Raw genomic sequence first — 24,212 nt, forward strand, 5'->3', positions numbered from 1 at the left:
AAACCGCCCATCCGGCCTGGTCAGGGCCGATGCCGGAAAGCCGTAACTTGGCCGTTACCGGCTTCGGTTCGGCACGCGCCACTTTTTCGAGCGTGATCCGGTTCAGCGCGTATCCTTCGGGGTCTGGACCCGCCGCGCCTGTCTCCTCAGCTGGGCGGCATCAGGATGGGTTCGGCGGTCTCGACCGGGCCGACGCCGACTGGGAGGGGCGTGTCCGGTCTCGCCATTGAAGCGCGCCCGAAGGCCGGGGCGCGCGGGGTCAGACGCTCTTGGCTTGCGCGAGGTAGCGCCGGAGCGGCGCGAGGCTGTCCGGGTCGCCGGCCAGTTCGGCCCGTGCGTGGTCGATGATCGCCACCTCGTGCGCGACGAGCAGGTCGGCGTGGTGCCTGAGGGCTTCGGGCGCGCCGGCGCGGACCACCTCGAATTCCGCGACATAGGCGCCGTAGTCGTCGCGCATCTCGGTGAGGAGGTCGTGCCAGTCCCGGCCGGCGAGGTCCCGTGCCTCGGCGCGGCCTTCTTCGAAAAGCGCCGGGCGGTCCGCGGGACGCACATCCGCGGCTTCGAGCAGCGGTTCGAGCGCCCGCGCCGTCGCCCGCTCCATTTCCGCCATAAGCGTGAGCGCGTCGCGCGCGCGGCCCAAGTGCATCCCGGCGAGTGCTGCGAAATAGGCTTCGCCCGACACCTCTTCTTCGTAGGCGGACAGAAGTGCTGCCGCATAGTCGGGAAACGCGCGGGCTTGCAAGGGCATTTGGTCCTCCGGCTCGTGACCCGCTCACTCTGCCGCGACCGGCTTCGGTTCGGCAAGCGCCACGATGCCGGGCGTGGCCGGTTCGGGGGGCTATTCGGCGCCGCCCACCCGGTTCCAGCGCCCCTCGTCCCAGGTCAGCGCGACGACGCAGCGGTTGAGGTTGGTCCCGCCGCATTCGGAGCCGTGAACCTGCGCCAGAAGCACCGGGCCGGTGTTCATCAAGGCGAGATCCCAGCCCTTGTTCAGGATCGTCGTGACGGTGTCGCCGACCTTGAAGGTCGTGGTGCAGCCGCCGGTGCCGCAAAAGAGGCTCACCGCCGTCGAGCATGCGAGCCGGAATTCATCAAGCGCCCAGTCCGGGTTGAAGTCACCGTCGAGATCGGGCCGCGACACCGCGCCCCAATCGACCGATAGCACGCCGTTGTCGAAGCCGGCGCAGTCGGCGCGCGCAGCCTCGATCCGGTCGCGGAATTCGGGCGGCAGGTCGGCGAGGTCCTGCGCCGCGGCGGGAAGGGCGCTGAGGAGCGCGGCGAGGCAGGCGGCATGGGCGGAAAACGAGTGCATGGAAACCTCCGGTTCAATGCGGTCTTTGTCCGTCAGGCCAGCGCCGAAGGCAATCCTCGCGTCGCGTCAGGCCAGACGCGGCGTCACTCCGCCGCGACCGCCTTCGGTTCGGCGAGCGCCACGATGTCGAACATGATCCGGTTCAGCTCGAAGTCCTTCGGGGTATAGACCCGCGCCACGCCCATCTCGCGAAGCTGCGCGGCATCCTCCTCGGGGATGATCCCGCCGACCACGACCGGGACATGCGCGAGCCCCGCCGCGCGCATCCGCTCCATCACCTCGGCCATCAGCGGCAGGTGCGAGCCCGACAGCACCGACAGGCCGACGACATGCGCCTCGGCCTCGGCCGCCGCCGCGACGATCTCGGCGGGGGTGAGGCGGATGCCCTCGTAGCTGATGTCCATGCCGCAGTCGCGCGCCCGCGCGGCGATCTGCTCGGCGCCGTTCGAATGGCCGTCGAGGCCGGGCTTGCCGACGAGGAACTTGAGCCGCCGCCCGAGCCGCTTCGACACGGTATCCACCGCGTCGCGGATCTCGTCGAGCCCCTCGGTGCGGTTCGACGGGCTCTTCGACACGCCGGTCGGGCCGCGGTATTCGCCGTGGACCCTGCGCATCACGCCGGCCCATTCGCCGGTGGTGACGCCGGCTTTCGCGCAGGCGACCGAGGCGGGCATGACGTTTTCCCCCGCAGTCGCTGCCGCGCGAAGCGCGGCCAGCGCTGCGTCCACCTCGCCCTCGTCGCGCGAAGCGCGCCAGTCGTTGAGACGCGCCACCTGGTCGACCTCGACCGCGGGGTCGACCGTCAGGATCGAGCCGTCGCCGGCCGTCAGCGGCGAGGCCTCGCCCTCGCGCCAGCGGTTGACGCCGACGACCACGGTCTCGCCTGCCTCGATCCGGCTGAGCCGTGCGGCATTCGACTCCACCAGCCGCGACTTCATGTATTCGATCGCCGCGATCGCGCCGCCCATGCCGTCGAGCGTCTTCAGCTCGTCGCGCGCGCCCGCCTTCAGCGCCTCGACCTTCGCGGTGATCGCCGGGTTGCCGTCGAAGAGGTCGCCGTATTCGAGAAGGTCGGTCTCGTAGGCGAGGATCTGCTGCATCCGCAACGACCATTGCTGGTCCCAGGGGCGGGGCAGGCCGAGGGCCTCGTTCCAGGCGGGAAGCTGCACCGCGCGGGCGCGGGCGTTCTTCGAGAGCGTCACCGCGAGCATTTCGAGGAGGATGCGGTAGACGTTGTTCTCCGGCTGCTGCTCGGTGAGGCCGAGCGAGTTCACCTGCACGCCGTAGCGGAAGCGGCGGTATTTCTCCTCGGCGATGCCGTAGCGCTCAAGGCAGATCTCGTCCCAGAGCTCGGTGAAGGCGCGCATCTTGCACAGCTCGGTGACGAAGCGGATGCCGGCGTTGACGAAGAACGAGATGCGGCCGACCATCGCCGGGAAGGCGTCCGGTGCCACCTTGCCCTTGAGATCGTCGAGCACCGCGATGCCGGTCGCAAGCGCGAAGGCCAGCTCCTGCTCCGGCGTCGCACCCGCCTCCTGCAGGTGGTAGGAGCAGACGTTCATCGGGTTCCATTTCGGCAGGTGCTCCGCCGTATAGGCCGCGACGTCGGTGATCATCTTCAAGGACGGCTTCGGCGGGCAGATGTAGGTCCCGCGCGAGAGGTATTCCTTGATGATGTCGTTCTGCACCGTGCCCTGCAGTGCGGCGACATCGGCCCCCTGTTCCTCGGCCACCGCGATGTAGAGCGCGAGCAGCCACGGCGCGGTGGCGTTGATCGTCATCGAGGTGTTCATCTGGTCGAGCGGGATGTCCCTGAACAGGGTCCGCATGTCGCCGAGGTGGCAGACCGGCACGCCGACCTTGCCGACCTCGCCCCTGGCCAACTCGTGGTCGCTGTCGTAGCCGGTCTGGGTCGGCAGGTCGAAAGCGACCGAAAGCCCGGTCTGGCCCTTGGCGAGATTCGCCCGGTAGAGCGCGTTCGACTTTTCCGCCGTCGAATGGCCGGCATAGGTGCGGAACAGCCAGGGCCGGTCGCGCTCGGGTTGGTCGGACATGGGCGTCACCTCGCGGGGTAATATAGTTCTTCGCTCGGCAACCTATGCGGAATAAAGTTGCGCGTCCAGATGCTGCAGTGCAAAAAGATCGGCTCTCCGCAAACCGTGCTGTCGCGCAGTACGGAGGCCGCCGCCGCTCGCCCGTCAGCCCTCTTTGAAGCGACCAGCCGAAGGTTCGATCAGTTACATACGCTGCGCTCCCGGGCCTAGGGCCGGGCGGGTTCTGAACGGATTCATTCCGCTACGTCAAGATGACCCAAATCAACTCGCTTTTTTAGCGCAGGGCCGTACATTTGCCGGGCCTTCGCGATCGAAAGGGATAACCGAATGAAGCAGCTTCTTCTTGCGGCCACGCTTGTGGCAAGTGCCACCGCCTCGGCGGCACAAGACGCACAACCGCAAACGCTATTTACCAATGTCAATGTATTCGACGGCATGAACGAACAGCGCATCGAGAATGCGAACGTTCTTGTCGAGGGCAATCTCATCAAGACCGTCTCGACGGAGGCGATCGACGCCGGCGGCGCCACGGTCATCGACGGCGGCGGGCGGACGCTGATGCCGGGCCTCATCGATGCCCATTGGCACACGATGTTCAATTGGTCGCCTATCAGCAATACGCTCGGATCCAGCTTCGGCTACCTCAATATCGGGGCGGCGAAGAAGTCTGAAGACACGCTGATGCGCGGATTCACGACCGTTAGAGACGTTGGCGGGAACAGTTTCGGGGTGAAACGGGCGATCGACGAGGGCTTGGTCGTGGGGACCCGCATCTATCCTTCGGGGCCCTACATCGGCCAGACCGCCGGGCACGGCGATTTCCGGGGGCCCAATGACGTGCCCGTTAACCCGGGAGACGCGCTGGATTACCAACAACGGGTCGGCAACACCCTGATCGCGAACGGCGTTCCCGAAGTGATCCTGCGCACACGCGAAGCCTTGCGCATGGGCGCGAGCCAAATCAAAGGCATGGGCGGCGGGGGCGTGTCATCCCTGTATGACCCGCTCGACGTGACCGAATACACGTTCGAGGAAGCCAAGGCGATGGTCGACACGGCCAAGAGCTGGAACACCTATGTCGCGGTCCACATCAACACCAAGGAAGCCATCAAGATGTGGGTCGAGGCCGGTGCCATGTCCATGGAACACGGCTTCTTCATCGACGAGGAAACCGCGCAGCTGATGGCCGAGAAGGGCGTCTGGTGGAGCATGCAGCCCATGGACGCCGAGGGCGAAGACGCGTTCACCTTCGAAAGCCCGATCAGCACGGCCAAGTACAAGGATCTGGTTTCGAAACTCGATACCGCCGTCGCCGCCGCGAAGAAGTACAACGTGAACACCGCCTTCGGCACGGACCTGCTGTTCGATCCCGAACTCGCCAAGAAACAGGGCAAGTTCCTCGCCAAGCTCAAGAAATGGTACACGCCCTACGAGGCGTTGAAGATGGCCACCCATGACAATGCGCAGCTTCTTAAGCTGAGCGGGCCGCGCGATCCCTATCCCGGCGAGCTGGGCGTCGTGAAGGAAGGCGCGCTGGCGGACCTCGTTCTGGTCGACGGCAATCCGCTGGAAAACCTCGATCTGGTGGCCGACCCCGACACAAACTTCAAGGTGATCATGAAGGACGGCGTGATCTACAAGAACGATATCGAGTAGACGCCGGGTCCAAAACCTTCCCGATTGCCCGGCGGATGCGTTCCGCCGGGCAATTTCTTGAAAAGGGGGAAGTCGCGCTGAACCGCTCCGGCGCCGAAGCGGGGCTCAGTTCACCGCGAAGCAGTAGAGCAGGCCGTCGCCGCCGGTGCCGCGCAAGGCTTCAAGCCCGCAGCCGCCGCGCGAGGGATGCGAGGAGTTCCACGATTTGGCGGCATCCGAGTCGTCGAGACCCATGCGGTCGTGATGGCCGACCATTCCGGCGGTATCCTCGGCGTTGCTGGTCCAGTCCTCGCAGGTTGCGCCCTCTGCCACGGTGCCGTCCGGCATCGAGCCGGTGAGGATGTCGTGCCGGTTCGGCTCGTCGCCGCGGCCGTTGACCACCGCGCCGGTCTCGTCGAGCGCGGTGTCCTTGGTGAGGTTGTTTCCGGCGCTGTGAAGCTCGTCGACGTTCGCGGCGACGGTGACGCCGGCGGCGTTGACCCAGGGGCCGGTTCCGATCCGGTCGCGCGCGTTCTCGGCGCTGGTGGAGAGATAGGCGTGCCAGGTCTTGCCGGCCACGCCGGCCGCTTCGGCCAGCGCGGCGCAATGGGCGTCCGCCCCAGCGAGCCCGCCGAAATTGCCGCCGGTGCCGGGGTTCTGGCTGGTCACGAAGAAACTCATCGTGCCGTCCTGCCCGAAGGCCGCCGTCGCGGCCAGCGTGATCGCGATGGCGCTCGCTGTCCTTGAAAACATACTGAATACCTCCCTTTGTTCCGCCCGGATTTCGGCAAGCGCCAAAAAGCTAGCACGGTTCGGCGGCCCGATCCCTCACGCATGCGTGATAGGGGCGCCAGCACCGCCGGCGCCGCGATTGTCGGCCGGTAACACCCTGTCGGCATCAGCAGGTTCCCGAACGGAAATGCTTCCATTCTATGGACTTGCGGCTAATCTTCTCTCGCTGACCGGCGCGGATCTTCGCGCGGGGCGTGCAGGGGGTGAGGGGATGTTCGATCTTCTGGAACTGGTGGCGAAGAGCCAGATCCTGTTCATCGTGATACTGGCCGTGCTCCTAGTGGCGATGAATGAACTCGGCAGGCGGGCCGGCAGCCGCAAGCGCGCGAGCGAACCCGAGGGCGATGACACGACCGGCCTCGTCATCGGCAGCGTTCTCGGGCTTCTGGCCTTCGTTCTCGCCTTCAACCTTTCGGCGGCGACATCCCGTAACGCCGACCGGCTCGCTTCGGCGATGGGCGAAGCCAACGCGGTCGGCACGGCCTGGCTTCAGGCCAAGGCCATCGGCGGGCCGGATGGAGAGGCCGTGGCCTCGGCCCTGGGGGATTACCTGAACGAACGGCTGATCTTTGCGGGATCCCGCAGGCACGATCCGGCAATCGACGCGGCCGACACCCGCACGAACGAGCTCCAGTCGGTCATCTGGGACCGCGTGAGCGCCATCGTCGAGGCGCGGACGGATCCGGTGGCGAGCTCTCTCATGAATTCGGTCAACAACGCCTTCGACGCCACCACCGAGATGCGGTTCGCGATGGGATTCGTCATGCCTCCTCAGCTCATCTGGCTCCTTCTCGGCATGAACCTCGTCGGCATGGGCGCCGTCGGCTACAAGTTCGGGCTATCGGGTCGCTCCAACCTGCTTGTCGTCGTGTCTCTGAGTGTCCTGTGGTGCATTGTCACCGCCGAAATCATCGACCTCGGCTCGGGACGCATCTGGTCCTTCCGCACCGATGTACGCACATATATATGGGCTCTGGAGAGCATGGGCCTGAGCCCGGCGAGCTTGCCGGACTGATGGTCCCAGCGACCCGACGCCGGACCGAAAGGCATGGACGGCATGATGGCGACCGTTGAAATCCCGATCTGGCTCCTGGTCGTGGTTCTCGTCTTCGCGACGATGTCGTTCTTCTCGCATTTCCTGTTTCCGTCCGTTCGCTGGTTCTTCCGCAACCGGATGGAACGCGTGGTGGCGCGGCTGAACGCGAAGCTCGACCGGCCGATCCAGCCCTTCAAGCTGATGGCGCGGCCCGACATGATCGTCCGGCTCGTCCACGACCCCAAGGTCGCCGAGGCGATCGCCGCCGAGGCCGCCCTGACCGGCGAGCCCGAGACCGTCGTCCACCAGCGCGCGCGCCGCTACGCGCGCGAGATCGTGCCGGCCTTCTCGGCCACGGTCTATTTCGGCTTTGCCGCGCGGGCGACGAAATGGCTTGCCCGGCTGGTCTACCGGGTCCGCATCGGAAGGCTCGACGAGGGCGCGTTCGACGCGATCGACAAGAAGGCGACGGTGGTCTTCGTGATGAACCATCGCTCGAACATGGATTACATCCTCGTCACCCATCTCGCCGCGAGCCGCTCGGCCCTGTCCTACGCGGTCGGGGAATGGGCGCGGATCTGGCCGCTTTCCGGGCTGATCCGCGCCTCGGGCGCCTATTTTATCCGCCGCCGCTCGAACAACCTGCTCTACCGCCGCCTGCTCGCCCGCTATGTGCAGATGGCGACGGCCGAGGGCGTGACGCAGGCGATCTTCCCGGAAGGGGGGCTCAGCCTCGACGGGCGGGTCGGGCGGCCGAAGCTCGGCCTTCTTGGCTACATCGTCTCGGGCCATCAGGAGGGCGGGCCGGATGTCGTGTTCGTGCCGGTCTCGCTCGCCTATGACCGGATCATCGAGGACCGGGTGCTGGTCGCCGCCCATGCCGCCGGCGTCCGCCGCTTCCGCGCCTCGGTCTGGTCGAGCATGATGTTCGTCGGGCGCCAGCTCCGCCGCATGCTGACCCGTCGGTTCCGCAAATACGGCATCGCCTCGGTCAGCTTCGGCGCGCCGCTGTCGCTGGCCGAGTTCCTGAAGGCGCCGCACGAGGACGTGACCGCCGAGCTTGCCGAGGCGCTGATGGAGCGGATCGCCCGCAACGTCCCTGTTCTGCCGGTGCCGCTGGTCACCGCCGCGCTGGGCGATGAGACCGAGATCGACCGGGCCGAGCTCCTGCGCCGCGCCGAGGCGCTCGCGGCGGAGCTGCGCGCCATCGACGTCCATCTCGAGCTTCCGAACGGCTCGGTGCCCGAGGCTTTCGAGACCGCGCTGGCGATCCTGTCGCTCCGCAAGATCGTCCGCTGCGCCAGGGGCAGGGTCACGGTGCTGCCGAAGGACCGCGCGCTGGTCGGCTTCTATGCAGCCTCGGTCCGGCAGCATCTTGCTGCAAGTGCGGCATCAGAAACGGGCGACTTTCGCCCGTCGGCCCGGATTCGAAATCGGACGGGACATAAAATTACAAAATAGGGCTGCGTGACTATTGCAATGTTGCTGCGCCAATCATATTCCATGACGTGAGCCCGCGTTGATTCTGCAATGCGGCGAGAACATCAGGAGAGGTAGATGGCCTTGGATACGCAGACCGAAATCGCGCCCTACGACGCGCCCGAAAAAGACCTCTACGAGGTCGGCGAGATGCCGCCCCTCGGTCATGTGCCGAAGCAGATGTATGCCTGGGCGATCCGCCGCGAGCGCCACGGCGAGCCCGAAACCGCGATGCAGGTCGAGGTGGTCGATACCTGGAAGCTGGACAGCAACGAGGTGCTGGTTCTGGTGATGGCGGCCGGCGTCAACTACAACGGCGTCTGGGCGAGCCGCGGAGAGCCGATCAGCCCCTTTGACGTCCACAAGCAGGACTATCACATCGCCGGATCGGATGCCTCGGGCATCGTCTGGGCCGTGGGCGAGAAGGTCAAGCGCTGGAAGGTCGGCGACGAGGTCGTGGTGCATTGCAACCAGGACGATGGCGACGACGAATACTGCAATGGCGGCGACCCGATGTATTCGCCCAGCCAGCGGATCTGGGGCTACGAGACCGGCGACGGGTCGTTTGCCCAGTTCGCCCGTGTGCAGGCGCAGCAGTTGATGCCGCGGCCGAAGCATCTGACCTGGGAAGAGGCCGCCTGCTACACGCTGACGCTGGCCACCGCCTACCGGATGCTGTTCGGCCATGCGCCGCACGATCTGCAGCCGGGCCAGAACGTGCTGGTCTGGGGGGCGTCGGGCGGTCTGGGGTCCTATGCGATCCAGTTGATCAACACCGCGGGCGGCAACGCCATCGGCGTGATCTCCGACGAATCCAAGCGCGACTTCGTCATGGGGCTGGGCGCCAAGGGCGTGATCAACCGCAACGATTTCAAGTGCTGGGGCCAGCTGCCCAAGGTCAACAGCCCCGAATACAACGCATGGCTGAAAGAGGCCCGCAAGTTCGGCAAGGCGATCTGGGACATCACCGGCAAGGGCGTCAACGTCGACATGGTGTTCGAGCATCCCGGCGAGGCGACCTTCCCGGTCTCGTCGCTGGTATGCAAGAAGGGTGGCATGGTGGTCATCTGCGCCGGCACCACGGGCTTCAACTGCACCTTCGACGTGCGCTACATGTGGATGCACCAGAAGCGTCTGCAGGGCTCGCATTTCGCCCATCTGGCGCAGGCCTCCGCCGCGAACAAGCTGATGCTGGAGCGCCGGCTCGATCCCTGCATGTCCGAGGTCTTCCCCTGGGCCGAGATCCCGGCCGCGCATATGAAGATGCGCCGCAACGAGCACAAGCCGGGCAACATGGCGGTGCTGGTCCAGGCGCCGAGGACGGGCCTGCGCACCTTCGAGGACGCGCTTGAGGCCGGCCGCAAGGCCTGAGCCGCCGGCGCAAGACGTGATCCGCGCCCGCGCCGTGACACCACGGCGCGGGCGTTTCCGATTCGTCCCGAGCTAAATCAACGGGTTGTCCGATTCGCCCCCGTCAATATCGGGGAGTTGATCGTAAGGATTCTATAAGGAAGACTCTGCATGCTTTGGTTGAGTTTCCGTCAGTTAATCCGCTTGCGCGAGAGTGAAAATGCAATACGAATGGATCCTAGACGTGCTGACCGATCTCAAGGCCTTCGCCAAGGGCAACGGGTTGTCGGCCCTGGCCGAGCAATTGGACGACACCTCGCTCGTGGCGGCGGCGGAGATCGCTCAGGTTGGGGGAACCCTGGCCGGAGGGATGGCTCTGGATGCAAACAAGGCTGGCAGGCGGTATTGCGGCGCTTCAGCAGGCGAGAACGCTTGACGAGCTGCGCGCCGCCGTCAGCGGCCTGCGCGACCAGTACGGGGTCGCGCATTTCGTCTACCACTCGGTCAATTCCACCGGCCAGCAATACGCGGTCCTGACCTACGCGGCGGATTGGGTGGAGCGTTACGTCGCGCAGGACTATGCCCGCATCGACCCGGTCGTCCAGGGCTGCTTCCGCCGCTTTCATCCCGTCGACTGGAAGCTTCTCGACTGGTCGGGACGCCCGGCCCGCGCCTTCCTCGCCGAGGCGGTCGACGCGGGCGTCGGCAACCAGGGCTTCTCGGTGCCGATCCGTGGCCCGAACGGCCAGTTCGCGATGTTCACGGTTTCCGACCGTTCCGGCGACGAGCATTGGCGGAAATTCACCGCCGAACATGTCGCGGACCTGATCCTGATCGCGCATTTCATCAATCAGAAGGCTCTCGAGATCGAACGGGGAACCGATTACCACGCCCTCCAAAATCTCAGCCCGCGCGAGGTCGATGCCCTGACCAAGCTCGCCATGGGACTGAACCGCGCCCAGGCCGCCGACAGCCTCGCGATCTCGGAACATACATTGCGCGCCTATGTCGAGAGCGCGCGGTTCAAGCTCGGCGCGGTCAACACGACCCAGGCGGTGGCGCGGGCGATCGCCGAGGGCTTCGTGCTGATCTGACATCCGTCCGGCTAGGCCCGTATTAACCAAGCTTCGCTAAGCCGTTCTCCATCTTGATGGAGGGCAGAATGCTACGATTCCTGACTGGCGAAGAACTCACCGATTATCCGCTCCTCAGCGACACCATGTTCTCGGACCGCGCGAAGCAGTTCCGGGAGCGGCTCGGCTGGGCCGTGCGCGTGGACGCCCGGGGCTTCGAGCGGGACGAATACGACGCGCTCGATCCGACCTATGTGCTGTGGCAGATGCCCGACGGCCGCCACGGCGGTTCGATGCGGTTCATGCCGACGCTTGGCCGCACCATGGTGAACGAGCATTTCTCGGCCCTCGCGGGCGGGCGGCGCTTCGCGCATCCGAAGGTCTGGGAATGCACCCGCTTCTGCCTCGGCGAGCAGGCGCCGGCGATGGTCTCGGCGGCGCTGATGCTCGGCGGCGCGCAGCTTGGCGTCGGGCTCGGGCTGTCGCGCGCGGTCGGCGTGTTCGACGCGCGCATGGTCCGCATCTACCGCCTGCTCGGCTGGCAGCCGACGGTGCTCGGCACGACGGGGGAGGGGGCGGACGCGATCAGCCTCGGCCTGTGGGAGTTCTCCGAGGAAATCCGCTGCAGGATGGCGCGCAAGGCCGGGATCGCGCCGGAGCTGGCGCAGGCGTGGTTCGACGGCGCGCGCGGCGACCGCAGGGTTCTGCCTGCGGCGGGCTGACCCCCGCGGCCGGCCGGGCGCGGCACTCGCGCCCCGGTCGCGCGCCGCCCGAAAAGCGGTTTCCCCCGGCCCGATTGCGCACTAGGGTCGCGCCCATGTCGGCGCCCGCGCTTACCTTTTCGGACGACCAGGCCGAGGCCTGGGACCGCGTCGCCGATGTGCTCGGCGGCGCGGGGATCGACCTCATCGAGGGAACGCTCACCGCGGCGGCACCGGGAAAGCCCTCGGTCCTCGCGGTGATCGGCAAGGCCGGCTCGGGCAAGACCATGCTGCTCGCGGCGCTGACGAAGGCGCTGGCCGAGGCCGGGGTCGACACGATCTCGGGCGATTACGAGGGAAAGCGCCGCAAGGAGCGGCGCACGCTCGCGATCCTCGCGCCGACCAACAAGGCGGCGAGCGTGCTGCGCAATCGCGGCGTGCCAGCGACGACGATCCACCGCATCCTCTACACCCCGGTCTACGATCCCGAATACGAGAAGATCGCCGAATGGCTGATCGGCAACGGCGAGCGCCCGGTGATCGAGGGGCTGACCGACACCGCGCTCGACCGCGCCAAGGCGTTCCACGACCAGGTGAAGTCGATCCCCGGCGCGCTCGCCGCCGCGGGCCTGCGCGGCTCCGACTTCATCCGCGGCTGGAAGCGGCGCGAGGACGCGCTCGACATCGGCTTCGTCGACGAGGCCTCGATGCTCGACGAGCGCCAGCTCGAGGATCTGAAGGAGATCTTCCCGACGCTGATCCTCTTCGGCGACCCCGCCCAGCTCGCCCCGGTCGGCCAGTCCGGCGAGATGGTCTTCGACAAGCTGCCCGAGCGCAAGAAGCTGACGCTGCACCGGATCCACCGGCAGGCGGACGACAACCCGATCCTCGACCTCGCCCATGCGCTCGCCGATCCCGACCTGACCTTCGAGAGCTTCGAGCGCATGGTCGCCGAGGCCGCCCGTCGCGACGACCGCGTGCGTTGGGCGGAGCGGGTGGAGTCGGGGCTGATGGCGCGCTCGCCGGTGCTCGTCTGGCGCAACCAGACGCGGATCCGGCTGATCCAGGCCTTCCGCGCCGCCTACGGCGCGCCGCCCGACGCGCTGCTGCCCGGCGAGCCCCTGATCTGCGACGGGATCGAACTGCCCTTGAAGCACCGCAAGAAGCGCATCGACCTCGAGGCGCGCGGGCTTATCAAGGGCGCGCAGGTGATCTATCTCGGCCCCGGCAAGAAACCGGGCTTCGCGAAACTCCATGTCATCGGCGCCGAGGACCCGCAGGTCTCCGCCGCGTCGATCATCAAGATCGAGCTGCCGGACGAGGAGGAGCCCTTCATCCCCGCCGCCGCGACGATGGGCGCGGCCTTCCTGCACGGCGCGGCGGTGACGATCCACAAGGCGCAGGGCTCGCAATGGCCCGAGGTCCAGGTCTTCGCCCCCGACCTCTTCGTCGCCGCCCGCACCGGGCGGATGGAGGCCGGCATTCCGCTTTGGAAGCGCCTCGCCTATGTCGCCATCACCCGCGCCGAGACGCGGCTCCACTGGGTGGTCCGCAACCGACTTGCCCGGCCGGCGGAGGCGCTGACGACCGCTGACCTGCCGAAGGCCGCGACGCCGCTCTCGCTGGTCTCCGAGAACGACACCTGACCCCTTCATCTTGCCCCGAATATCCCCGCCGGAGGCATCCGCCGCTTTCGGCGCGCGACCGGCCGCCGTCCGCTTCCCATCGCGCATCCCCGCCGCTAGTGTCACAGCAAAGAGAGGTGAGCCCATGCGCTGCGTTTTCGTCCAGTTCCGCTGCCAACCCGGCAAGACCTACGAGGTCGCCAACGAGATCTATGACCGCGAGATCGTGTCCGAGCTCTATTCCACCTCGGGCGACTACGATCTCATCGCCAAGATCTACATCCCCGAGACCGAGGACGTCGGCCACTGGCTGACCGAGAAGCTCTTCGACATCCCCGGCATCAGCCGGACCCTGACCACGATGACCTTCAAGGCGTTCTGACATGGCCGCCACGCTCGTCGTCACCGGCGCCTCGGCGGGGATCGGCCGGGCGGTCACGGAACGCTTTCTCGACGGCGGCTGGAATGTCGCGATGCTCGCCCGCCGCAAGGCGGTGCTCGACGGGATCGCGAAAGGACGCGGCAACGCGCTGGCGCTTGGCTGCGACGTCACGGATGCCGCGGCCGTCGATGCCGCCTTCGATGCGGCTGCGGCGCGGTTCGGGCGGATCGACGTGCTTTTCAACAACGCGGGCATCATGCGGCAAGGCGGTCTCATCGACGAGATCCCGCTCGACACCTGGTCGGACATGCTCGCGGTGAACCTCACCGGCATGTTCCTTTCGGCCCGCGCCGCGTTCCGGCAGATGCGGGCGCAGGCGCCGCAGGGCGGGCGGATCATCAACAACGGCTCGATCTCGGCCCATGCGCCGCGCCCCGGATCGGTCTGCTACACGACGACCAAGCATGCCATAACCGGGCTCACGAAGACGCTGGCGCTCGACGGGCGGCCCTTTGGCATCGCCTGTGGCCAGATCGACATCGGCAACGCGGCGACCGAGCTTGCGGCGAGGATCGCCGAGGGCGTGCCGCAGGCCGACGGCTCGGTCCGGGCCGAACCGATGATGGCGGTCGCGGACGTGGCCGGGACGGTCTGGTCGATGGCGACGCTGCCCCCCGGCGCGAACATGCTCTCGGTGACCGTCATGGCGACGAACATGCCCTTCGTCGGCCGCGGATAGCGGTCCGGAGGGGGGCGCCGTCAGCCCTTGAAGTACCGGAATACCGCCGATGCGATCCAGCCCGCGGCGATGGCGATGACGATCGACAGGATCCCGTAGATCAGCGGCTGCTGGTGCGCGAGGTTGTAGAGCCAGCGTTCCATCCCGACCTTCTGCACCGCGAGATTGGTCGTGTAGCTCGTCACCACCTGCTTGTTGCGGGTCAGGTAGAGCGTCACCTTGTAGGTGCCCTCGGTCAGGTTGGCGGGCAGCGTGACCGAGGTCTTGAACAGCGTCTGGTCGAAGAAGGCGACGGTGTTCGGGCGGAACTGGTAGTCGCCCCGGTTGGCGCGGATGCGGATCAGCGCCTCGGTGAAGGATGGAGCGTCCTGGATCGTCATCGGCGCCCCGACCGAGCGGATCGCCTGCGGGATCGAGATCTTGTAGCGCAGATCCTCGGTCGAGGAGAGGATCTGGTTGAACGGCCGCGAGGTGGCGACCGCGTAGAACGAGGGCGCGAGGTCGACCTCGACCGCGTCGGTGTTCACCCAGATCCCCGCCACCCGCTCCTTGCGGCGCACCACGACCGGCCGCGAGGGGCCCGCGACGGTGATGATGACCGACAGGGGGTCGGTGATCGAGATCGGCGTCTCGCGCTTGACCGCGCCGAAGAGGATCAGCTCCGACCCGTCGAAATCGGCGGTGATCGGCACCTGGCGCTGGCTGAGATCGGCGACGATCTGTTCCTCGGCGGCCATCGCGGGGCGCAGGACGGCCGCGAGCAGCGCGGCGAGGAGGGCGAGCCGGGCGATCATGCGTGCCCCACCGGGCCGAGCGAGTAGATCTCCGACGGCGTCAGCAGGAGGTCGAGCGCCAGCTTGGCGCAGACCGCGAGCACCATCAGCGCGAGCAGAATCCTGAGCTGTTCGGCCTTGAGCCTTGTGCCGATCATCGCGCCGAACTGGGCGCCGACCACGCCGCCGATGAGCAGCAGGACGGCGAGCGGAAGGTCGACCGTGAAGTTCATCGTCGCATGGAGGAGCGTCGTGAAGCCGGTGACGAAGATGATCTGGAAGAGCGAGGTGCCGACCACGACCTTGGTCGGCATGCCGAGGAGATAGATCATCGCCGGCACCATGATGAAGCCGCCGCCGACGCCCATGATCGCCGCGAGGATGCCGACGAGCACGCCGACGATGAGCGGCGGGATGACCGAGATGTAAAGGCCCGAGGTGCGGAACTTCATCTTCAGCGGCAGATTATGAATCCAGTTGTGCTTCTTGCGGGCCGGCACGGTGCCGGTCTTCTTGGCACGGCGGATCGCGCGCAGGCTCTCGACGAACATCAGAAGGCCGATGATGCCCAGAAAGACGACGTAGCAGAGCTTCACCAGGAGATCGACCTGGCCGAGGCTGCGCAGCATCGCGAAGACCTGCACCCCCACGGCCGCGCCGACGAGGCCGCCGACGAGGAGCACGGTGCCCATCCTCAGGTCCACCGTCTTGCGCTTGAGATGGGCGAGCACACCGGAGAACGAGGAAGCGACGATCTGGTTCGCCTCGGTCGCCACCGCGACGGCGGGCGGGATGCCGATGAAGAACAGGAGCGGCGTCATCAGGAAGCCGCCGCCGACCCCGAACATCCCCGAGAGCATGCCGACAATGCCGCCCAGCCCAAGAAGCAGGAACGCATTGACGGAAACCTCGGCGATGGGCAGATAGATCTGCATTGCGATGCCGCGCTTGCCGGTGAAAACCCTAGTCAAGTCATGCCCCTATGCGGGGGCGGTGTCAAACACTCGAAGACCTTCGGTTCGCACCAGATCGTGAACTCCGGTAGGTCCAGCCTTCGGACGGTCTAGCGTTCCTTGACATAGGGCTCTCCGCCCGCGCGCGGCGGGATCGCGCGGCCGACGAAACCGGCGAGGATCACCACGGTCAGGATATAGGGCAGGGCCTGCATGAACTGGACCGGCAGCACGACGGCGCCGAGGTCGATATTCTGGTAGCGGTTGGCGATCGCCTCCAGAAGCCCGAAGAGCATCGTCGCACCAAGCGCGTACCACGGCCGCCATTTGGCGAAGATGAGCGCGGCAAGCGCAATGTAGCCGCGCCCCGCCGTCATCTCCTTCACGAAGCCGGCCGAGAGCCCGGTCGCGAGATAGGCGCCCGCGAGCCCGCAGAGAAGCCCGCAGATCGCCACCGCCGCGTAGCGCATCCTGACGACCGAGATCCCGGCGGTGTCGACCGCCGCCGGGTTCTCGCCCACCGCGCGGAGCCTCAGCCCGAAGCGCGAGCGGTAGAGGAGCCACCAGGCGGCTGGCACCGCGGCAAAGGCGACGTAGACGAGGACCGAATGGCCGGAGATCAGCTCGCGGTAAAGCGGGCCGGCGACGGGGACGGGCAGCAGGACCTCGGCGAAGGGCAACTCGATGGGTGAGAAGCGCGCGGCGCCTTCGAGAGAGGGTGTGCGGCCGCCGAGCGCGAACCATTTCTGGCCGATGAGCACGGTAAGACCCGAGGCGAGGAAGTTGATCGCGACGCCCGAGATGAGCTGGTTGCCGCGGAAGGTGATGGACGCAAGCCCGTGGAGAAGCGCCAGCGCGAGGGAGGCGCAAAGCCCCGCCGCGACGCCGATCCAGACCGAGCCGCTCACCGCCGCGATGGCGGCGGCGGCGAAGCCCGCCATCAGCATCTTGCCCTCGAGCCCGATGTCGAAGATGCCCGCGCGTTCGGAGAAGAGCCCGGCGAGGCAGGCCAGGAGCAGGGGCGTGCCGAGCCGGACGGTGGAGTCGAGGATCTGGAGGATGGTGGCGTAGTCCATGGCTCAGCTCCTCGGCGTGGCCAGCGTGGCGGAACGACTGGGCGAGGCGATGCCCACGGCCTGGATCGACCAGGCGCGGAGAAGCTGCGGCAGGTATCCGGTCATCGCCGCGCCTCCCCGTCGGTGCGCCTCAGCGCGAGGAAGAGGCGTTCGAGCGGCATCCGGACCATGTTGTCGAGCGCGCCGGTGAAGAGGATCACCAGCGCCTGGATCACGGTGATGAGCTCGCGCGGGATCGTCGTCCAGAGCGCGAGCTCGGCCCCGCCCTGGAAGAGGAAGCCGAAGAGAAGTGCGGCGAGGAGGACCCCGAACGGGTGCGAGCGGCCCATCAGCGCGACCGCGATGCCGATGAAGCCCGCTCCCTCGACCGCGTTGAGAATGAGCCGCTTCTGTTCGCCCATCGTCGCGTTGATCGCCATCATGCCCGCGAGCGCGCCGGAGATGAGAAGCGCGTACATGGTGATCTTGACCGGCGAGATCCCGGCATAGACCGCCGCCGGTTCCGACCGGCCGAAGGCGCGGATCATGTAGCCGAGCCGCGTGCGCCAGATGAGGAGCCAGACCGCGACGCAGGCGGCGAGCGCGATGAAGAGCGTGACGTTGACGGGGGTGCTCTTGAAGAGGGGCATTCCCAAAGCCGAGGTCATGTCGAAGAGCGTCGGCAGCTTCGCGCCGGCCGGGAAGCGCGCGGTCGCGGGGTCCATCGAGCCCACCGGCCGCATCACGTTGACGAGTAGGTAGTTCAGGAGCGAGGCGCCGATGAAGTTGAACATGATCGTGGTGATCACGATATGGCTGCCGCGCTTGGCCTGAAGGTAGGCCGGCACCGCCGCCCAGGACGCGCCGAAGACTGCCGCGCCGACGGTCGCGGCGGCGAGCGCCAGCGTCCAGTGCGGCCAGTCGAAGGCGAGACAGACCACCGCGACGCCGAGGCCGCCCAAGGTCGCCTGGCCCTCGCCGCCGATGTTGAACTGGCTGGCGTGGAAGGCTACCGCGACGGCGAGCCCGGTGAACATGAAGTTGGTCGCGTAATAGAGCGTGTAGCCCCAGCCATAGGCCGAGCCGAGCGCGCCGGTGAGCATGATCTTCAGGGCCTCGACGGGGTTCTCGCCGATGGCGAGGATGACGAGCGCAGAGATCGCGAAGGCGAGAACCACGCTGATCAGCGGTACGAGGACGACGTCGGCCCATTTCGGCATCGCCTGCATCACGCCGCCTCCCCGCTCTTGCCATTGGCGATCCCGGCCATGAGAAGGCCAAGCTCGCGCTCGTCGGTCTCCTCGGGCAGGCGCTCGCCCATGATCTGGCCGTCGAACATGACGGCGATGCGGTCCGAAAGGCTCATGATCTCGTCAAGTTCGACCGAGACCAGCAGCACCGCCTTGCCGGCGTCGCGCAGCTCCACGATGCGCTTGTGGATGAACTCGATCGCGCCGATATCGACGCCGCGGGTCGGCTGGCCGACGAGGAGGAGGTCGGGGTTCCGCTCGATCTCGCGGGCGAGGATGATCTTCTGCTGGTTGCCGCCGGAGAAGCTTTTCGCCTGAAGCGTCGGGATCGGCGGGCGGACGTCGAAACGTTCCATCTGCTTCGCGGTGTCGGCCATGATGGCGCGGTTGTCCATCAGCCAGCGGTTCTTCTGGTAGGCCGGGTCGTGGTGATAGCCGAAGGCCATGTTCTCCCACGCGGTGAAATCCATGATCATGCCGAGATGCTGGCGGTCCTCCGGCACATGGGCGATGCCGTTCGCGCGCCGCGACTGGCCGTCGGAGCGGGTGCCGGTGAGGTCGAGCTCCTTGCCGTTTAGCCGGACCGAGCCCTCGCCGCGGGCGATGCCGCCGAGGACGGCCAGAAGCTCGGACTGGCCGTTGCCGGCGACCCCGGCGATTCCGAGGATCTCGCCCGCGCGGATCTTGAGCGAGATGCCCTTGAGCCGTTCGACCTTGTCCTCGTCGGTGACGCGCAGGTTGTCGATCTCGAGCACCGTCTGGCCGGGCTGCGCCGGGGCTTTCGGGACGTTGAGGAGCACCTTGCGCCCGACCATCAGCTCGGCGAGCTGTTCGGGATTGGTGTCGGCGGTCATGACGGTCGCGGTCATCTCGCCGCGGCGCATGACGCTGACGGTGTCGGTGATCTCCATGATCTCGCGGAGCTTGTGGGTGATCAGGATGATCGTCTTGCCCTGCTCCTTGAGGTTTTTCAGGATGCGGAAGAGGTGATCGGCCTCGGCCGGTGTCAGGACCCCGGTCGGCTCGTCGAGGATGAGGATGTCGGCGTGGCGGTAGAGCGCCTTGAGGATCTCCACCCGCTGCTGGTGGCCGACGGAAAGCTCCTCGATCACCGCGTCGGGATCGACGTCGAGCTCGTATTCCTCGGCAAGCTCGGCGAGCACCTTGCGCGCCTTGGCGAGCGAGGGGGTCAGGAGCGCCCCGTCCTCAGCGCCGAGGATGACGTTCTCGAGGACGGTGAAGTTCTGCACCAGCTTGAAATGCTGGAACACCATGCCGATCCCGGCGCGGATCGCGGCCTGGCTGTCGGGGATCTGCGTCGCGCGGCCGTCGATGAGGATCTCGCCCGTATCGGCCTTGTAGAAGCCGTAGAGGATCGACATCAGCGTCGACTTGCCGGCGCCGTTCTCGCCGATGATGCCGTGGATCGTGCCCTTCTCGACGCGGATCGAGATATCCTTGTTCGCCTGGACCGGGCCGAAGGCCTTCGAGATCCCGCGAAGCTCGATGGCGGGAGCGGCAGTCGCCTGCCGCTCCGTCTGGAGGCCCTGAGCCATCGTCCGGGCTCAGCTCACCGGGCAGGTGTTGTCGGACATGTAGTCATGGACCGAGATCTCGCCCGACTTGATCTTCCCGGCCGCCGCGTCGACGGCCGCCTTCATCTCGTCGGTGACGAGGGCGGCGTTGTTGTCGTCGAGCGCATAGCCCACACCCTGGGCGGAGAGATCCATCACGTTGATCCCCGGTTCAAGGTCGGGACCGGCCTTGAAGGCCTCGTAGACGGCGTTGTCGACGCGCTTCAGCATCGAGGTAAGGACCTTACCCGGATGCAGGTGGTTCTGGTTGCTGTCGACGCCGATCGAGAGGATGCCCTCGTCGGCCGCGGCCTGCAGCACGCCGATCCCGGTGCCGCCGGCGGCGGCGTAGATCACGTCCGCGCCCTGCGCCTTCTGTGCCTTGGCAAGCTCGGCGCCCTTCACCGGGTCGTTCCAGGCGGCGGGCGTGGTGCCGGTCATGTTCTCGATCACGGTGGCGTCCGGGTTGGCGGCCTTTACGCCCTGCACATAGCCGCAGGCAAACTTGCGAATGAGCGGGATGTCCATGCCGCCGATGAAGCCCACGGTGCCGGTCTTCGAGGCCATCGCGGCCATCATGCCGACGAGGTAGGATCCCTGCTCCTCGGTGAAGACGACGGAGCGGACGTTGGGCTGCTCGACCACCATGTCGATGATCGCGAACTTGGTGTCGGGGAAGTCGGGGGCCACGGTGTTGAGGACGTCGCCGAAGGCGAAGCCGGTCATGACGACCGGGTTGGCGCCGGTCTCGGCGAGCCGGCGCAGCGCCTGCTCGCGCTGGGCCTCGGACTGCATCTCGAGTTCCTTGTAGGTGCCGCCGGTCTCCTCCCTCCAGCGCTCGGCGCCGGCGAAGGCGGCCTCGTTGAACGACTTGTCGAACTTGCCGCCGAGATCGAAGATCAGGGCCGGGTCGGCCAGCGCGGCGCCGGAGGTCAGCGCCAGCGTCGCGGCGGCGCCGAGGAATGTCTGCTTGAGGGTCATGGATCGCTCCCGGTTATTGCTTTGCGCATCCGCGTCCGCGGTCGCGTCCCGATGACGGCCGGTCACGCGCGGATTGCATCGATTAGGGCGAATGCGCCGAAGCCGGTCAATAGCTATTTGGAGCTGACAGGGCGGAAGTTTGACTCTTTGGTCAAGGTCGCGCCGCCATCAGCACGGCATCGACGCGGTTGCCGCCCGGCGTGATGTAGTAGCCGCGCCGCCGTCCGGTTTCGGCGAAGCCATGCCCCGTGTAAAGCGCGAGTGCCGCGGCATTGTCGGCGGCGACCTCGAGAAAGGCGGTCTCGGCGCCGGCCGCCCGAGCGGCGTCGAGGAACCCGGCAAGGAGCCTTGCGCCGATGCCCTGCCGCCGCGCGGCGGGGTCGACGGCGACGGTGAGAAGCTCGGCCTCGCCGGCGATGGCGCGGCCGATGAGGAAGCCCCTGTCCTCGGCGATCAGGAAGGCGCCCGGCGTGGTCAGCAGCGCGGCGATCTCGGAGGCCGACCACGGCCGGGGATGGGAAAAGGCCGCCCTGTGGATCGCGGCCAGCCGCTCGGGATCGGCGGTCACGGCAGGATCGCGGGGCCGGTGTCGCGCGCGGGCGCGGCATCTGCGGGGCGCAGGTAGAGCGGCGCTGGGCGCGTCGGCGCGTCCTGCCAGCGGGTCGCGGTGACGCGGGCGATGTGGACGGCAAGCCGGTCGGCCGGCACGGCATCGAGCCTCAGGACCGGCGCGTCGAGCGAGGCGAGCGCGGTGTCGGGCAGGATCTCCGGATCGGTCGGAGCGCCGCCGCGGCGTTGGGCGTAGACCGTGCCGCGCGGCCCGGGGATCACCGCCCAGAACGGCGCCGCGCGGTCGGGGTCGGCGGCCTCGAAGCCCGACACCCCGACCGCCGGGATGCCGAGCGCGAGTGCCAGCCCGCGCGCGGCGGCGACGGAGATGCGGATGCCGGTGAAGTTGCCCGGCCCGATGCCGACGCCGAGCGCGTCGAGGTCGCGCCAGCCGTGGCCCGTCTCGGCGAGAAGTTCCTCGATCATCGGCATCAGCCGCTCGGCCTGGCCGCGGCCCATCTCCTCGGCGCGGGCGACGAGAACCGTGTCGCCGGAAACGAGCGCGGCCGCGCAATGCGCGGCCGAGGTGTCGAAAGCCAGGATCAGCGGGCCGGCCATGCGTCAGGCGGCGACCGGACGGACCTCGGTCACTTCCGGGATGTAGTGGCGCAGAAGGTTCTCGATCCCCATCTTCAGGGTCAGCGTCGAGGACGGGCAGCCGGCGCAGGCGCCCTGCATGTGCAGGTAGACGACGCCGCGGTCGAAGCCGTGGAAGGTGATGTCGCCGCCGTCCTGCGCCACGGCAGGGCGCACGCGGGTGTCGAGAAGCTCCTTGATCTGGCGCACGATCTCGGAATCGGGGCCGTCATGGGCGGCATGGCCCGAGGCCGCCTGCTCGCCCTCGATCACCGGCTGGCCGGACTGGAAATGCTCCATGATCGCGCCGAGGATCGCCGGCTTGACATGCTCCCAGAGCACCGCCTCGGCCTTGGTCACGGTGACGAAATCGGTGCCGAAGAAGACGCCGGTCACGCCCTCGACCGCGAAGATCCGCCGCGCCAGCGGCGAACCCGCCGCGGTGTCAGGCTGCGGGAAGTCGGCGGTGCCGGTCTCCAGCACCGTCTGGCCCGGCAGGAACTTGAGCGTGGCGGGGTTCGGCGTGGATTCGGTCTGGATGAACATGTCGGGGCCTCCGTTGCGCATTGGATATGCGCCCGGGGCGGGGGCGAGTCAAGGAATGGAACGATTCTAAGATGAGCCGCCGTCCGGCTTGTCATAGTGCGAACGCCAGTCCTGGCGTCGAGGCTCAGGAGCGGGTGTGATGATATGCTTAAGACGCAGGCGGTCAGCGGTTCGCGTTGCAACGGTCACTCGACAAAGCCTTCGCGCTTGAAGCGTACCTTTGCCTCGGGGCCGCGTTCGTCGAGATCATAGAGCGCTGTCCGCTTCGACAGGTATGCACGCCATGTACGCTCAGGTGCTTGGCTGATGCGCACACCATGCATAATGTGCATCTTTGGCCCAAGCTCGGTAATGCGCATGCCGCTGCCGTTCGTGCTGTTGGCGGCGATCAACTTCCTGATATTGCGGTCAAGCTCCGTGACGCCGGGTGAGGTCGGTGAGGTTGTCGGGACGGGAGCGCTGATCGCGCTCCGGAGCAGCGCAAAGGTGGTGCAGGCAGAACGAAAGCCCAGGGGCGCCTTCGTCTCGCCCGCGCCGACGACCTTGAGGCCGCGCTCGCGCAGGCGGGTGGCCAGATGGGTGAAGTCGCCGTCCGAACTGGCAATGACGAATGTCGTGAAAGATTGGGTCAGCGCGATTTCCATCGCGTCTATTGAAAGCAGGAGATCGGCCGCGTTCTTGCCGGTGCCGGCGTGGATGAGACGGTAGCCGTGTGTCTGGTGCCAGTCGCTGTTGCGGCTCGCGTCCGTATAGACCCGCATCACGTCCGCAGCGCCCGATCGCTCCGCAACTTCACGGATCTGAGGGGCAAATGTCGCACTGATATTGTCGCCATCCACAAACACCGCGACGCGGTCACACATGACGAACTCCGTTCAAATAGCTGACAAACAACGAAAACGAACATTGTCGCGAACGGACGCCGCGTCAATATCTTAGGGCGACTGCCTGCCCGGAATAAGCAACCATTAATTGTGATCATTGCGCCGGGTAAGCCCGGCGCTTCAGTCGTGAAAGCCCGGACGGCCGTATTCGGGGATGAACTGCTGGGCGATGCCGGCGAGGAGGAGGTAGAGCGAGGTGATCGCGAGGCCCCAGTGCGCCAGCTCGCCCGGCGCGAAGTCGACCCAGGCGGCGCGGGCGGCGAAGCCGACCCAGGCGAGCGCCATGGGCAGGGTGATCCAGCGCCAGCGTTCGGTGCGGACCGGGTGGACGAATTTCAGGTTGGTGAACATCGAGACGGCGAGCGCGAGAATGATTGCCGTCATCAGGTAGAAATTCGGCTCCAGCGCGAAGAGGACGAGCACCACCATGTTCCAGCAGGCCGGGAAGCCCGCGAAGGAATTGTCCTTGGTCTTCATCCTCGTGTCGACGAAGTAGATCACGCTTCCGTAGGTGATGACGATGATCGAGAGCCAGCCGGTCCAGCCGGGCAGGAGCCCGGACTGGAAGAGCGCGAAGGCCGGGATGAAGACGTAGGTCAGGTAGTCGATGATGAGGTCAAGAAGCACCCCGTCGTAGGTCGGCCAGTTGCTCTTGACGTGGTAGTGGCGCGCGAGCGGGCCGTCGATGCCGTCGACGATGAAGGCGACGACGAGCCAGAGGAACATCAGGCTCCACTTGCCCTGCACGGCGGCGAGCATGGCCAGCATCGACAGGACCGCGCCAGTGGCGGTGAAGAGGTGGACGGCAAGGGCCTTGATCTGCGGCGTCATCG

Annotated in this window: 25 protein-coding genes; 10 read left to right on the top strand and 15 right to left on the bottom strand. The window is 67.0% G+C overall.

What is annotated here, in order from left to right:
• Positions 1–259: 259 nt before the first annotated feature.
• The 3 genes from R5H32_RS16735 to R5H32_RS16745 form a co-directional block, all read right to left on the bottom strand.
• Positions 260–748 (bottom strand): hypothetical protein, encoded by a 489-nt coding sequence (locus R5H32_RS16735; protein ID WP_318339837.1) that lies wholly within the window; start codon positions 746–748, stop codon positions 260–262.
• 90 nt (positions 749–838) lie between these two features.
• Positions 839–1,312 carry a hypothetical protein gene (locus R5H32_RS16740; RefSeq protein ID WP_318339838.1) on the bottom strand — a complete coding sequence of 158 codons (474 nt, stop codon included), beginning with the start codon at positions 1,310–1,312 and terminating at the stop codon, positions 839–841.
• Positions 1,313–1,395: 83 nt separating this feature from the next.
• Positions 1,396–3,366 carry a methylmalonyl-CoA mutase family protein gene (locus R5H32_RS16745; protein ID WP_318339839.1) on the bottom strand — a complete coding sequence of 657 codons (1,971 nt, stop codon included), beginning with the start codon at positions 3,364–3,366 and terminating at the stop codon, positions 1,396–1,398.
• Between the two features lie 327 nt (positions 3,367–3,693).
• On the opposite strand from R5H32_RS16745, the gene R5H32_RS16750 reads away from it, so the two are divergent.
• Positions 3,694–5,022, top strand: coding sequence for an amidohydrolase family protein (locus R5H32_RS16750; RefSeq protein WP_318339840.1), 1,329 nt, complete (start codon positions 3,694–3,696; stop codon positions 5,020–5,022).
• A gap of 105 nt (positions 5,023–5,127) precedes the next feature.
• On the opposite strand, the gene R5H32_RS16755 is transcribed toward R5H32_RS16750, so the two are convergent.
• Positions 5,128–5,754, bottom strand: a complete 627-nt coding sequence (locus R5H32_RS16755; RefSeq protein WP_318339841.1) for a hypothetical protein — start codon at positions 5,752–5,754, stop codon at positions 5,128–5,130.
• 250 nt (positions 5,755–6,004) lie between these two features.
• Between R5H32_RS16755 and R5H32_RS16760 the strand changes: the two genes are divergently transcribed.
• From R5H32_RS16760 to R5H32_RS16800, 9 genes are all read left to right on the top strand, one after another.
• Positions 6,005–6,808, top strand: a complete 804-nt coding sequence (locus R5H32_RS16760; RefSeq protein ID WP_318339842.1) for a hypothetical protein — start codon at positions 6,005–6,007, stop codon at positions 6,806–6,808.
• A 45-nt stretch (positions 6,809–6,853) separates the two neighbouring features.
• Positions 6,854–8,290 (top strand): 1-acyl-sn-glycerol-3-phosphate acyltransferase, encoded by a 1,437-nt coding sequence (locus R5H32_RS16765; RefSeq protein ID WP_318339843.1) that lies wholly within the window; start codon positions 6,854–6,856, stop codon positions 8,288–8,290.
• Between the two features lie 96 nt (positions 8,291–8,386).
• A complete protein-coding gene (gene ccrA, locus R5H32_RS16770; RefSeq protein WP_318339844.1) occupies positions 8,387–9,679 on the top strand; it encodes a crotonyl-CoA carboxylase/reductase in 1,293 nt (430 codons plus the stop codon).
• 199 nt (positions 9,680–9,878) lie between these two features.
• Positions 9,879–10,094, top strand: a complete 216-nt coding sequence (locus R5H32_RS16775; protein ID WP_318339845.1) for a hypothetical protein — start codon at positions 9,879–9,881, stop codon at positions 10,092–10,094.
• Positions 10,039–10,752 (top strand): LuxR family transcriptional regulator, encoded by a 714-nt coding sequence (locus tag R5H32_RS16780; protein WP_318339846.1) that lies wholly within the window; start codon positions 10,039–10,041, stop codon positions 10,750–10,752. The genes R5H32_RS16775 and R5H32_RS16780 overlap by 56 nt, the downstream gene beginning before the upstream one ends.
• Before the next feature lie 68 nt (positions 10,753–10,820).
• Entirely contained in the window at positions 10,821–11,453 is a 633-nt protein-coding gene (locus R5H32_RS16785; protein WP_318339847.1) for an acyl-homoserine-lactone synthase, read from the top strand.
• Positions 11,454–11,548: 95 nt separating this feature from the next.
• Positions 11,549–13,078 (top strand): AAA family ATPase, encoded by a 1,530-nt coding sequence (locus tag R5H32_RS16790; RefSeq protein WP_318339848.1) that lies wholly within the window; start codon positions 11,549–11,551, stop codon positions 13,076–13,078.
• A gap of 124 nt (positions 13,079–13,202) precedes the next feature.
• Complete coding sequence (locus R5H32_RS16795; protein ID WP_318339849.1) at positions 13,203–13,439, top strand: Lrp/AsnC ligand binding domain-containing protein; 237 nt, start codon at positions 13,203–13,205, stop codon at positions 13,437–13,439.
• A 1-nt stretch (position 13,440) separates the two neighbouring features.
• A complete protein-coding gene (locus tag R5H32_RS16800) occupies positions 13,441–14,178 on the top strand; it encodes an SDR family oxidoreductase (RefSeq protein ID WP_318339850.1) in 738 nt (245 codons plus the stop codon).
• 20 nt (positions 14,179–14,198) lie between these two features.
• Here the strand turns inward: R5H32_RS16800 and R5H32_RS16805 are convergent, their stop codons facing one another.
• From R5H32_RS16805 to R5H32_RS16855, 11 genes are all read right to left on the bottom strand, one after another.
• Complete coding sequence (locus tag R5H32_RS16805) at positions 14,199–14,972, bottom strand: TIGR02186 family protein (RefSeq protein ID WP_318339851.1); 774 nt, start codon at positions 14,970–14,972, stop codon at positions 14,199–14,201.
• Positions 14,969–15,886 (bottom strand): sulfite exporter TauE/SafE family protein, encoded by a 918-nt coding sequence (locus R5H32_RS16810; RefSeq protein ID WP_318339852.1) that lies wholly within the window; start codon positions 15,884–15,886, stop codon positions 14,969–14,971. Before R5H32_RS16810 ends, R5H32_RS16805 begins: the two co-directional genes overlap by 4 nt.
• A 128-nt stretch (positions 15,887–16,014) precedes the next feature.
• Positions 16,015–16,980, bottom strand: a complete 966-nt coding sequence (locus R5H32_RS16815) for an ABC transporter permease (protein WP_318339853.1) — start codon at positions 16,978–16,980, stop codon at positions 16,015–16,017.
• Between the two features lie 101 nt (positions 16,981–17,081).
• A complete protein-coding gene (locus tag R5H32_RS16820; protein WP_318339854.1) occupies positions 17,082–18,188 on the bottom strand; it encodes an ABC transporter permease in 1,107 nt (368 codons plus the stop codon).
• Complete coding sequence (locus R5H32_RS16825) at positions 18,188–19,765, bottom strand: ABC transporter ATP-binding protein (protein WP_318339855.1); 1,578 nt, start codon at positions 19,763–19,765, stop codon at positions 18,188–18,190. Before R5H32_RS16825 ends, R5H32_RS16820 begins: the two co-directional genes overlap by 1 nt.
• Positions 19,766–19,774: 9 nt before the next feature.
• Positions 19,775–20,764 (bottom strand): BMP family ABC transporter substrate-binding protein, encoded by a 990-nt coding sequence (locus R5H32_RS16830; RefSeq protein WP_318339856.1) that lies wholly within the window; start codon positions 20,762–20,764, stop codon positions 19,775–19,777.
• A gap of 151 nt (positions 20,765–20,915) precedes the next feature.
• Positions 20,916–21,332: a ribosomal protein S18-alanine N-acetyltransferase gene (gene rimI, locus R5H32_RS16835; protein WP_318339857.1), complete on the bottom strand. Its 417-nt coding sequence runs from the start codon at positions 21,330–21,332 to the stop codon at positions 20,916–20,918.
• Positions 21,329–21,931 carry a tRNA (adenosine(37)-N6)-threonylcarbamoyltransferase complex dimerization subunit type 1 TsaB gene (gene tsaB / locus R5H32_RS16840; protein WP_318339858.1) on the bottom strand — a complete coding sequence of 201 codons (603 nt, stop codon included), beginning with the start codon at positions 21,929–21,931 and terminating at the stop codon, positions 21,329–21,331. The genes rimI and tsaB overlap by 4 nt, the downstream gene beginning before the upstream one ends.
• Before the next feature lie 3 nt (positions 21,932–21,934).
• A complete protein-coding gene (locus R5H32_RS16845) occupies positions 21,935–22,495 on the bottom strand; it encodes a NifU family protein (protein ID WP_318339859.1) in 561 nt (186 codons plus the stop codon).
• 185 nt (positions 22,496–22,680) lie between these two features.
• Entirely contained in the window at positions 22,681–23,358 is a 678-nt protein-coding gene (locus R5H32_RS16850) for an NYN domain-containing protein (RefSeq protein ID WP_318339860.1), read from the bottom strand.
• 141 nt (positions 23,359–23,499) lie between these two features.
• Entirely contained in the window at positions 23,500–24,210 is a 711-nt protein-coding gene (locus tag R5H32_RS16855) for a CDP-alcohol phosphatidyltransferase family protein (RefSeq protein ID WP_318339861.1), read from the bottom strand.
• Positions 24,211–24,212 lie beyond the last annotated feature (2 nt).

Source organism: Defluviimonas sp. D31, assembly GCF_033436765.1.
GTDB lineage: Bacteria > Pseudomonadota > Alphaproteobacteria > Rhodobacterales > Rhodobacteraceae > Albidovulum.

Excerpts from the sequence above, each read along its gene's own strand:
- R5H32_RS16735 (WP_318339837.1), bottom strand. The coding sequence starts at position 748 with ATGCCCTTGCAAGCCCGCGCGTTTCCCGACTATGCGGCAGCACTTCTG.
- R5H32_RS16740 (WP_318339838.1), bottom strand. The coding sequence starts at position 1,312 with ATGCACTCGTTTTCCGCCCATGCCGCCTGCCTCGCCGCGCTCCTCAGC.
- R5H32_RS16745 (WP_318339839.1), bottom strand. The coding sequence starts at position 3,366 with ATGTCCGACCAACCCGAGCGCGACCGGCCCTGGCTGTTCCGCACCTAT.
- R5H32_RS16750 (WP_318339840.1), top strand. The coding sequence starts at position 3,694 with ATGAAGCAGCTTCTTCTTGCGGCCACGCTTGTGGCAAGTGCCACCGCC.
- R5H32_RS16755 (WP_318339841.1), bottom strand. The coding sequence starts at position 5,754 with ATGTTTTCAAGGACAGCGAGCGCCATCGCGATCACGCTGGCCGCGACG.
- R5H32_RS16760 (WP_318339842.1), top strand. The coding sequence starts at position 6,005 with ATGTTCGATCTTCTGGAACTGGTGGCGAAGAGCCAGATCCTGTTCATC.
- R5H32_RS16765 (WP_318339843.1), top strand. The coding sequence starts at position 6,854 with ATGGCGACCGTTGAAATCCCGATCTGGCTCCTGGTCGTGGTTCTCGTC.
- ccrA (WP_318339844.1), top strand. The coding sequence starts at position 8,387 with ATGGCCTTGGATACGCAGACCGAAATCGCGCCCTACGACGCGCCCGAA.
- R5H32_RS16775 (WP_318339845.1), top strand. The coding sequence starts at position 9,879 with ATGCAATACGAATGGATCCTAGACGTGCTGACCGATCTCAAGGCCTTC.
- R5H32_RS16780 (WP_318339846.1), top strand. The coding sequence starts at position 10,039 with ATGCAAACAAGGCTGGCAGGCGGTATTGCGGCGCTTCAGCAGGCGAGA.
- R5H32_RS16785 (WP_318339847.1), top strand. The coding sequence starts at position 10,821 with ATGCTACGATTCCTGACTGGCGAAGAACTCACCGATTATCCGCTCCTC.
- R5H32_RS16790 (WP_318339848.1), top strand. The coding sequence starts at position 11,549 with ATGTCGGCGCCCGCGCTTACCTTTTCGGACGACCAGGCCGAGGCCTGG.
- R5H32_RS16795 (WP_318339849.1), top strand. The coding sequence starts at position 13,203 with ATGCGCTGCGTTTTCGTCCAGTTCCGCTGCCAACCCGGCAAGACCTAC.
- R5H32_RS16800 (WP_318339850.1), top strand. The coding sequence starts at position 13,441 with ATGGCCGCCACGCTCGTCGTCACCGGCGCCTCGGCGGGGATCGGCCGG.
- R5H32_RS16805 (WP_318339851.1), bottom strand. The coding sequence starts at position 14,972 with ATGATCGCCCGGCTCGCCCTCCTCGCCGCGCTGCTCGCGGCCGTCCTG.
- R5H32_RS16810 (WP_318339852.1), bottom strand. The coding sequence starts at position 15,886 with ATGCAGATCTATCTGCCCATCGCCGAGGTTTCCGTCAATGCGTTCCTG.
- R5H32_RS16815 (WP_318339853.1), bottom strand. The coding sequence starts at position 16,980 with ATGGACTACGCCACCATCCTCCAGATCCTCGACTCCACCGTCCGGCTC.
- R5H32_RS16820 (WP_318339854.1), bottom strand. The coding sequence starts at position 18,188 with ATGCAGGCGATGCCGAAATGGGCCGACGTCGTCCTCGTACCGCTGATC.
- R5H32_RS16825 (WP_318339855.1), bottom strand. The coding sequence starts at position 19,765 with ATGGCTCAGGGCCTCCAGACGGAGCGGCAGGCGACTGCCGCTCCCGCC.
- R5H32_RS16830 (WP_318339856.1), bottom strand. The coding sequence starts at position 20,764 with ATGACCCTCAAGCAGACATTCCTCGGCGCCGCCGCGACGCTGGCGCTG.
- tsaB (WP_318339858.1), bottom strand. The coding sequence starts at position 21,931 with ATGGCCGGCCCGCTGATCCTGGCTTTCGACACCTCGGCCGCGCATTGC.
- R5H32_RS16845 (WP_318339859.1), bottom strand. The coding sequence starts at position 22,495 with ATGTTCATCCAGACCGAATCCACGCCGAACCCCGCCACGCTCAAGTTC.
- R5H32_RS16850 (WP_318339860.1), bottom strand. The coding sequence starts at position 23,358 with ATGTGTGACCGCGTCGCGGTGTTTGTGGATGGCGACAATATCAGTGCG.
- R5H32_RS16855 (WP_318339861.1), bottom strand. The coding sequence starts at position 24,210 with ATGACGCCGCAGATCAAGGCCCTTGCCGTCCACCTCTTCACCGCCACT.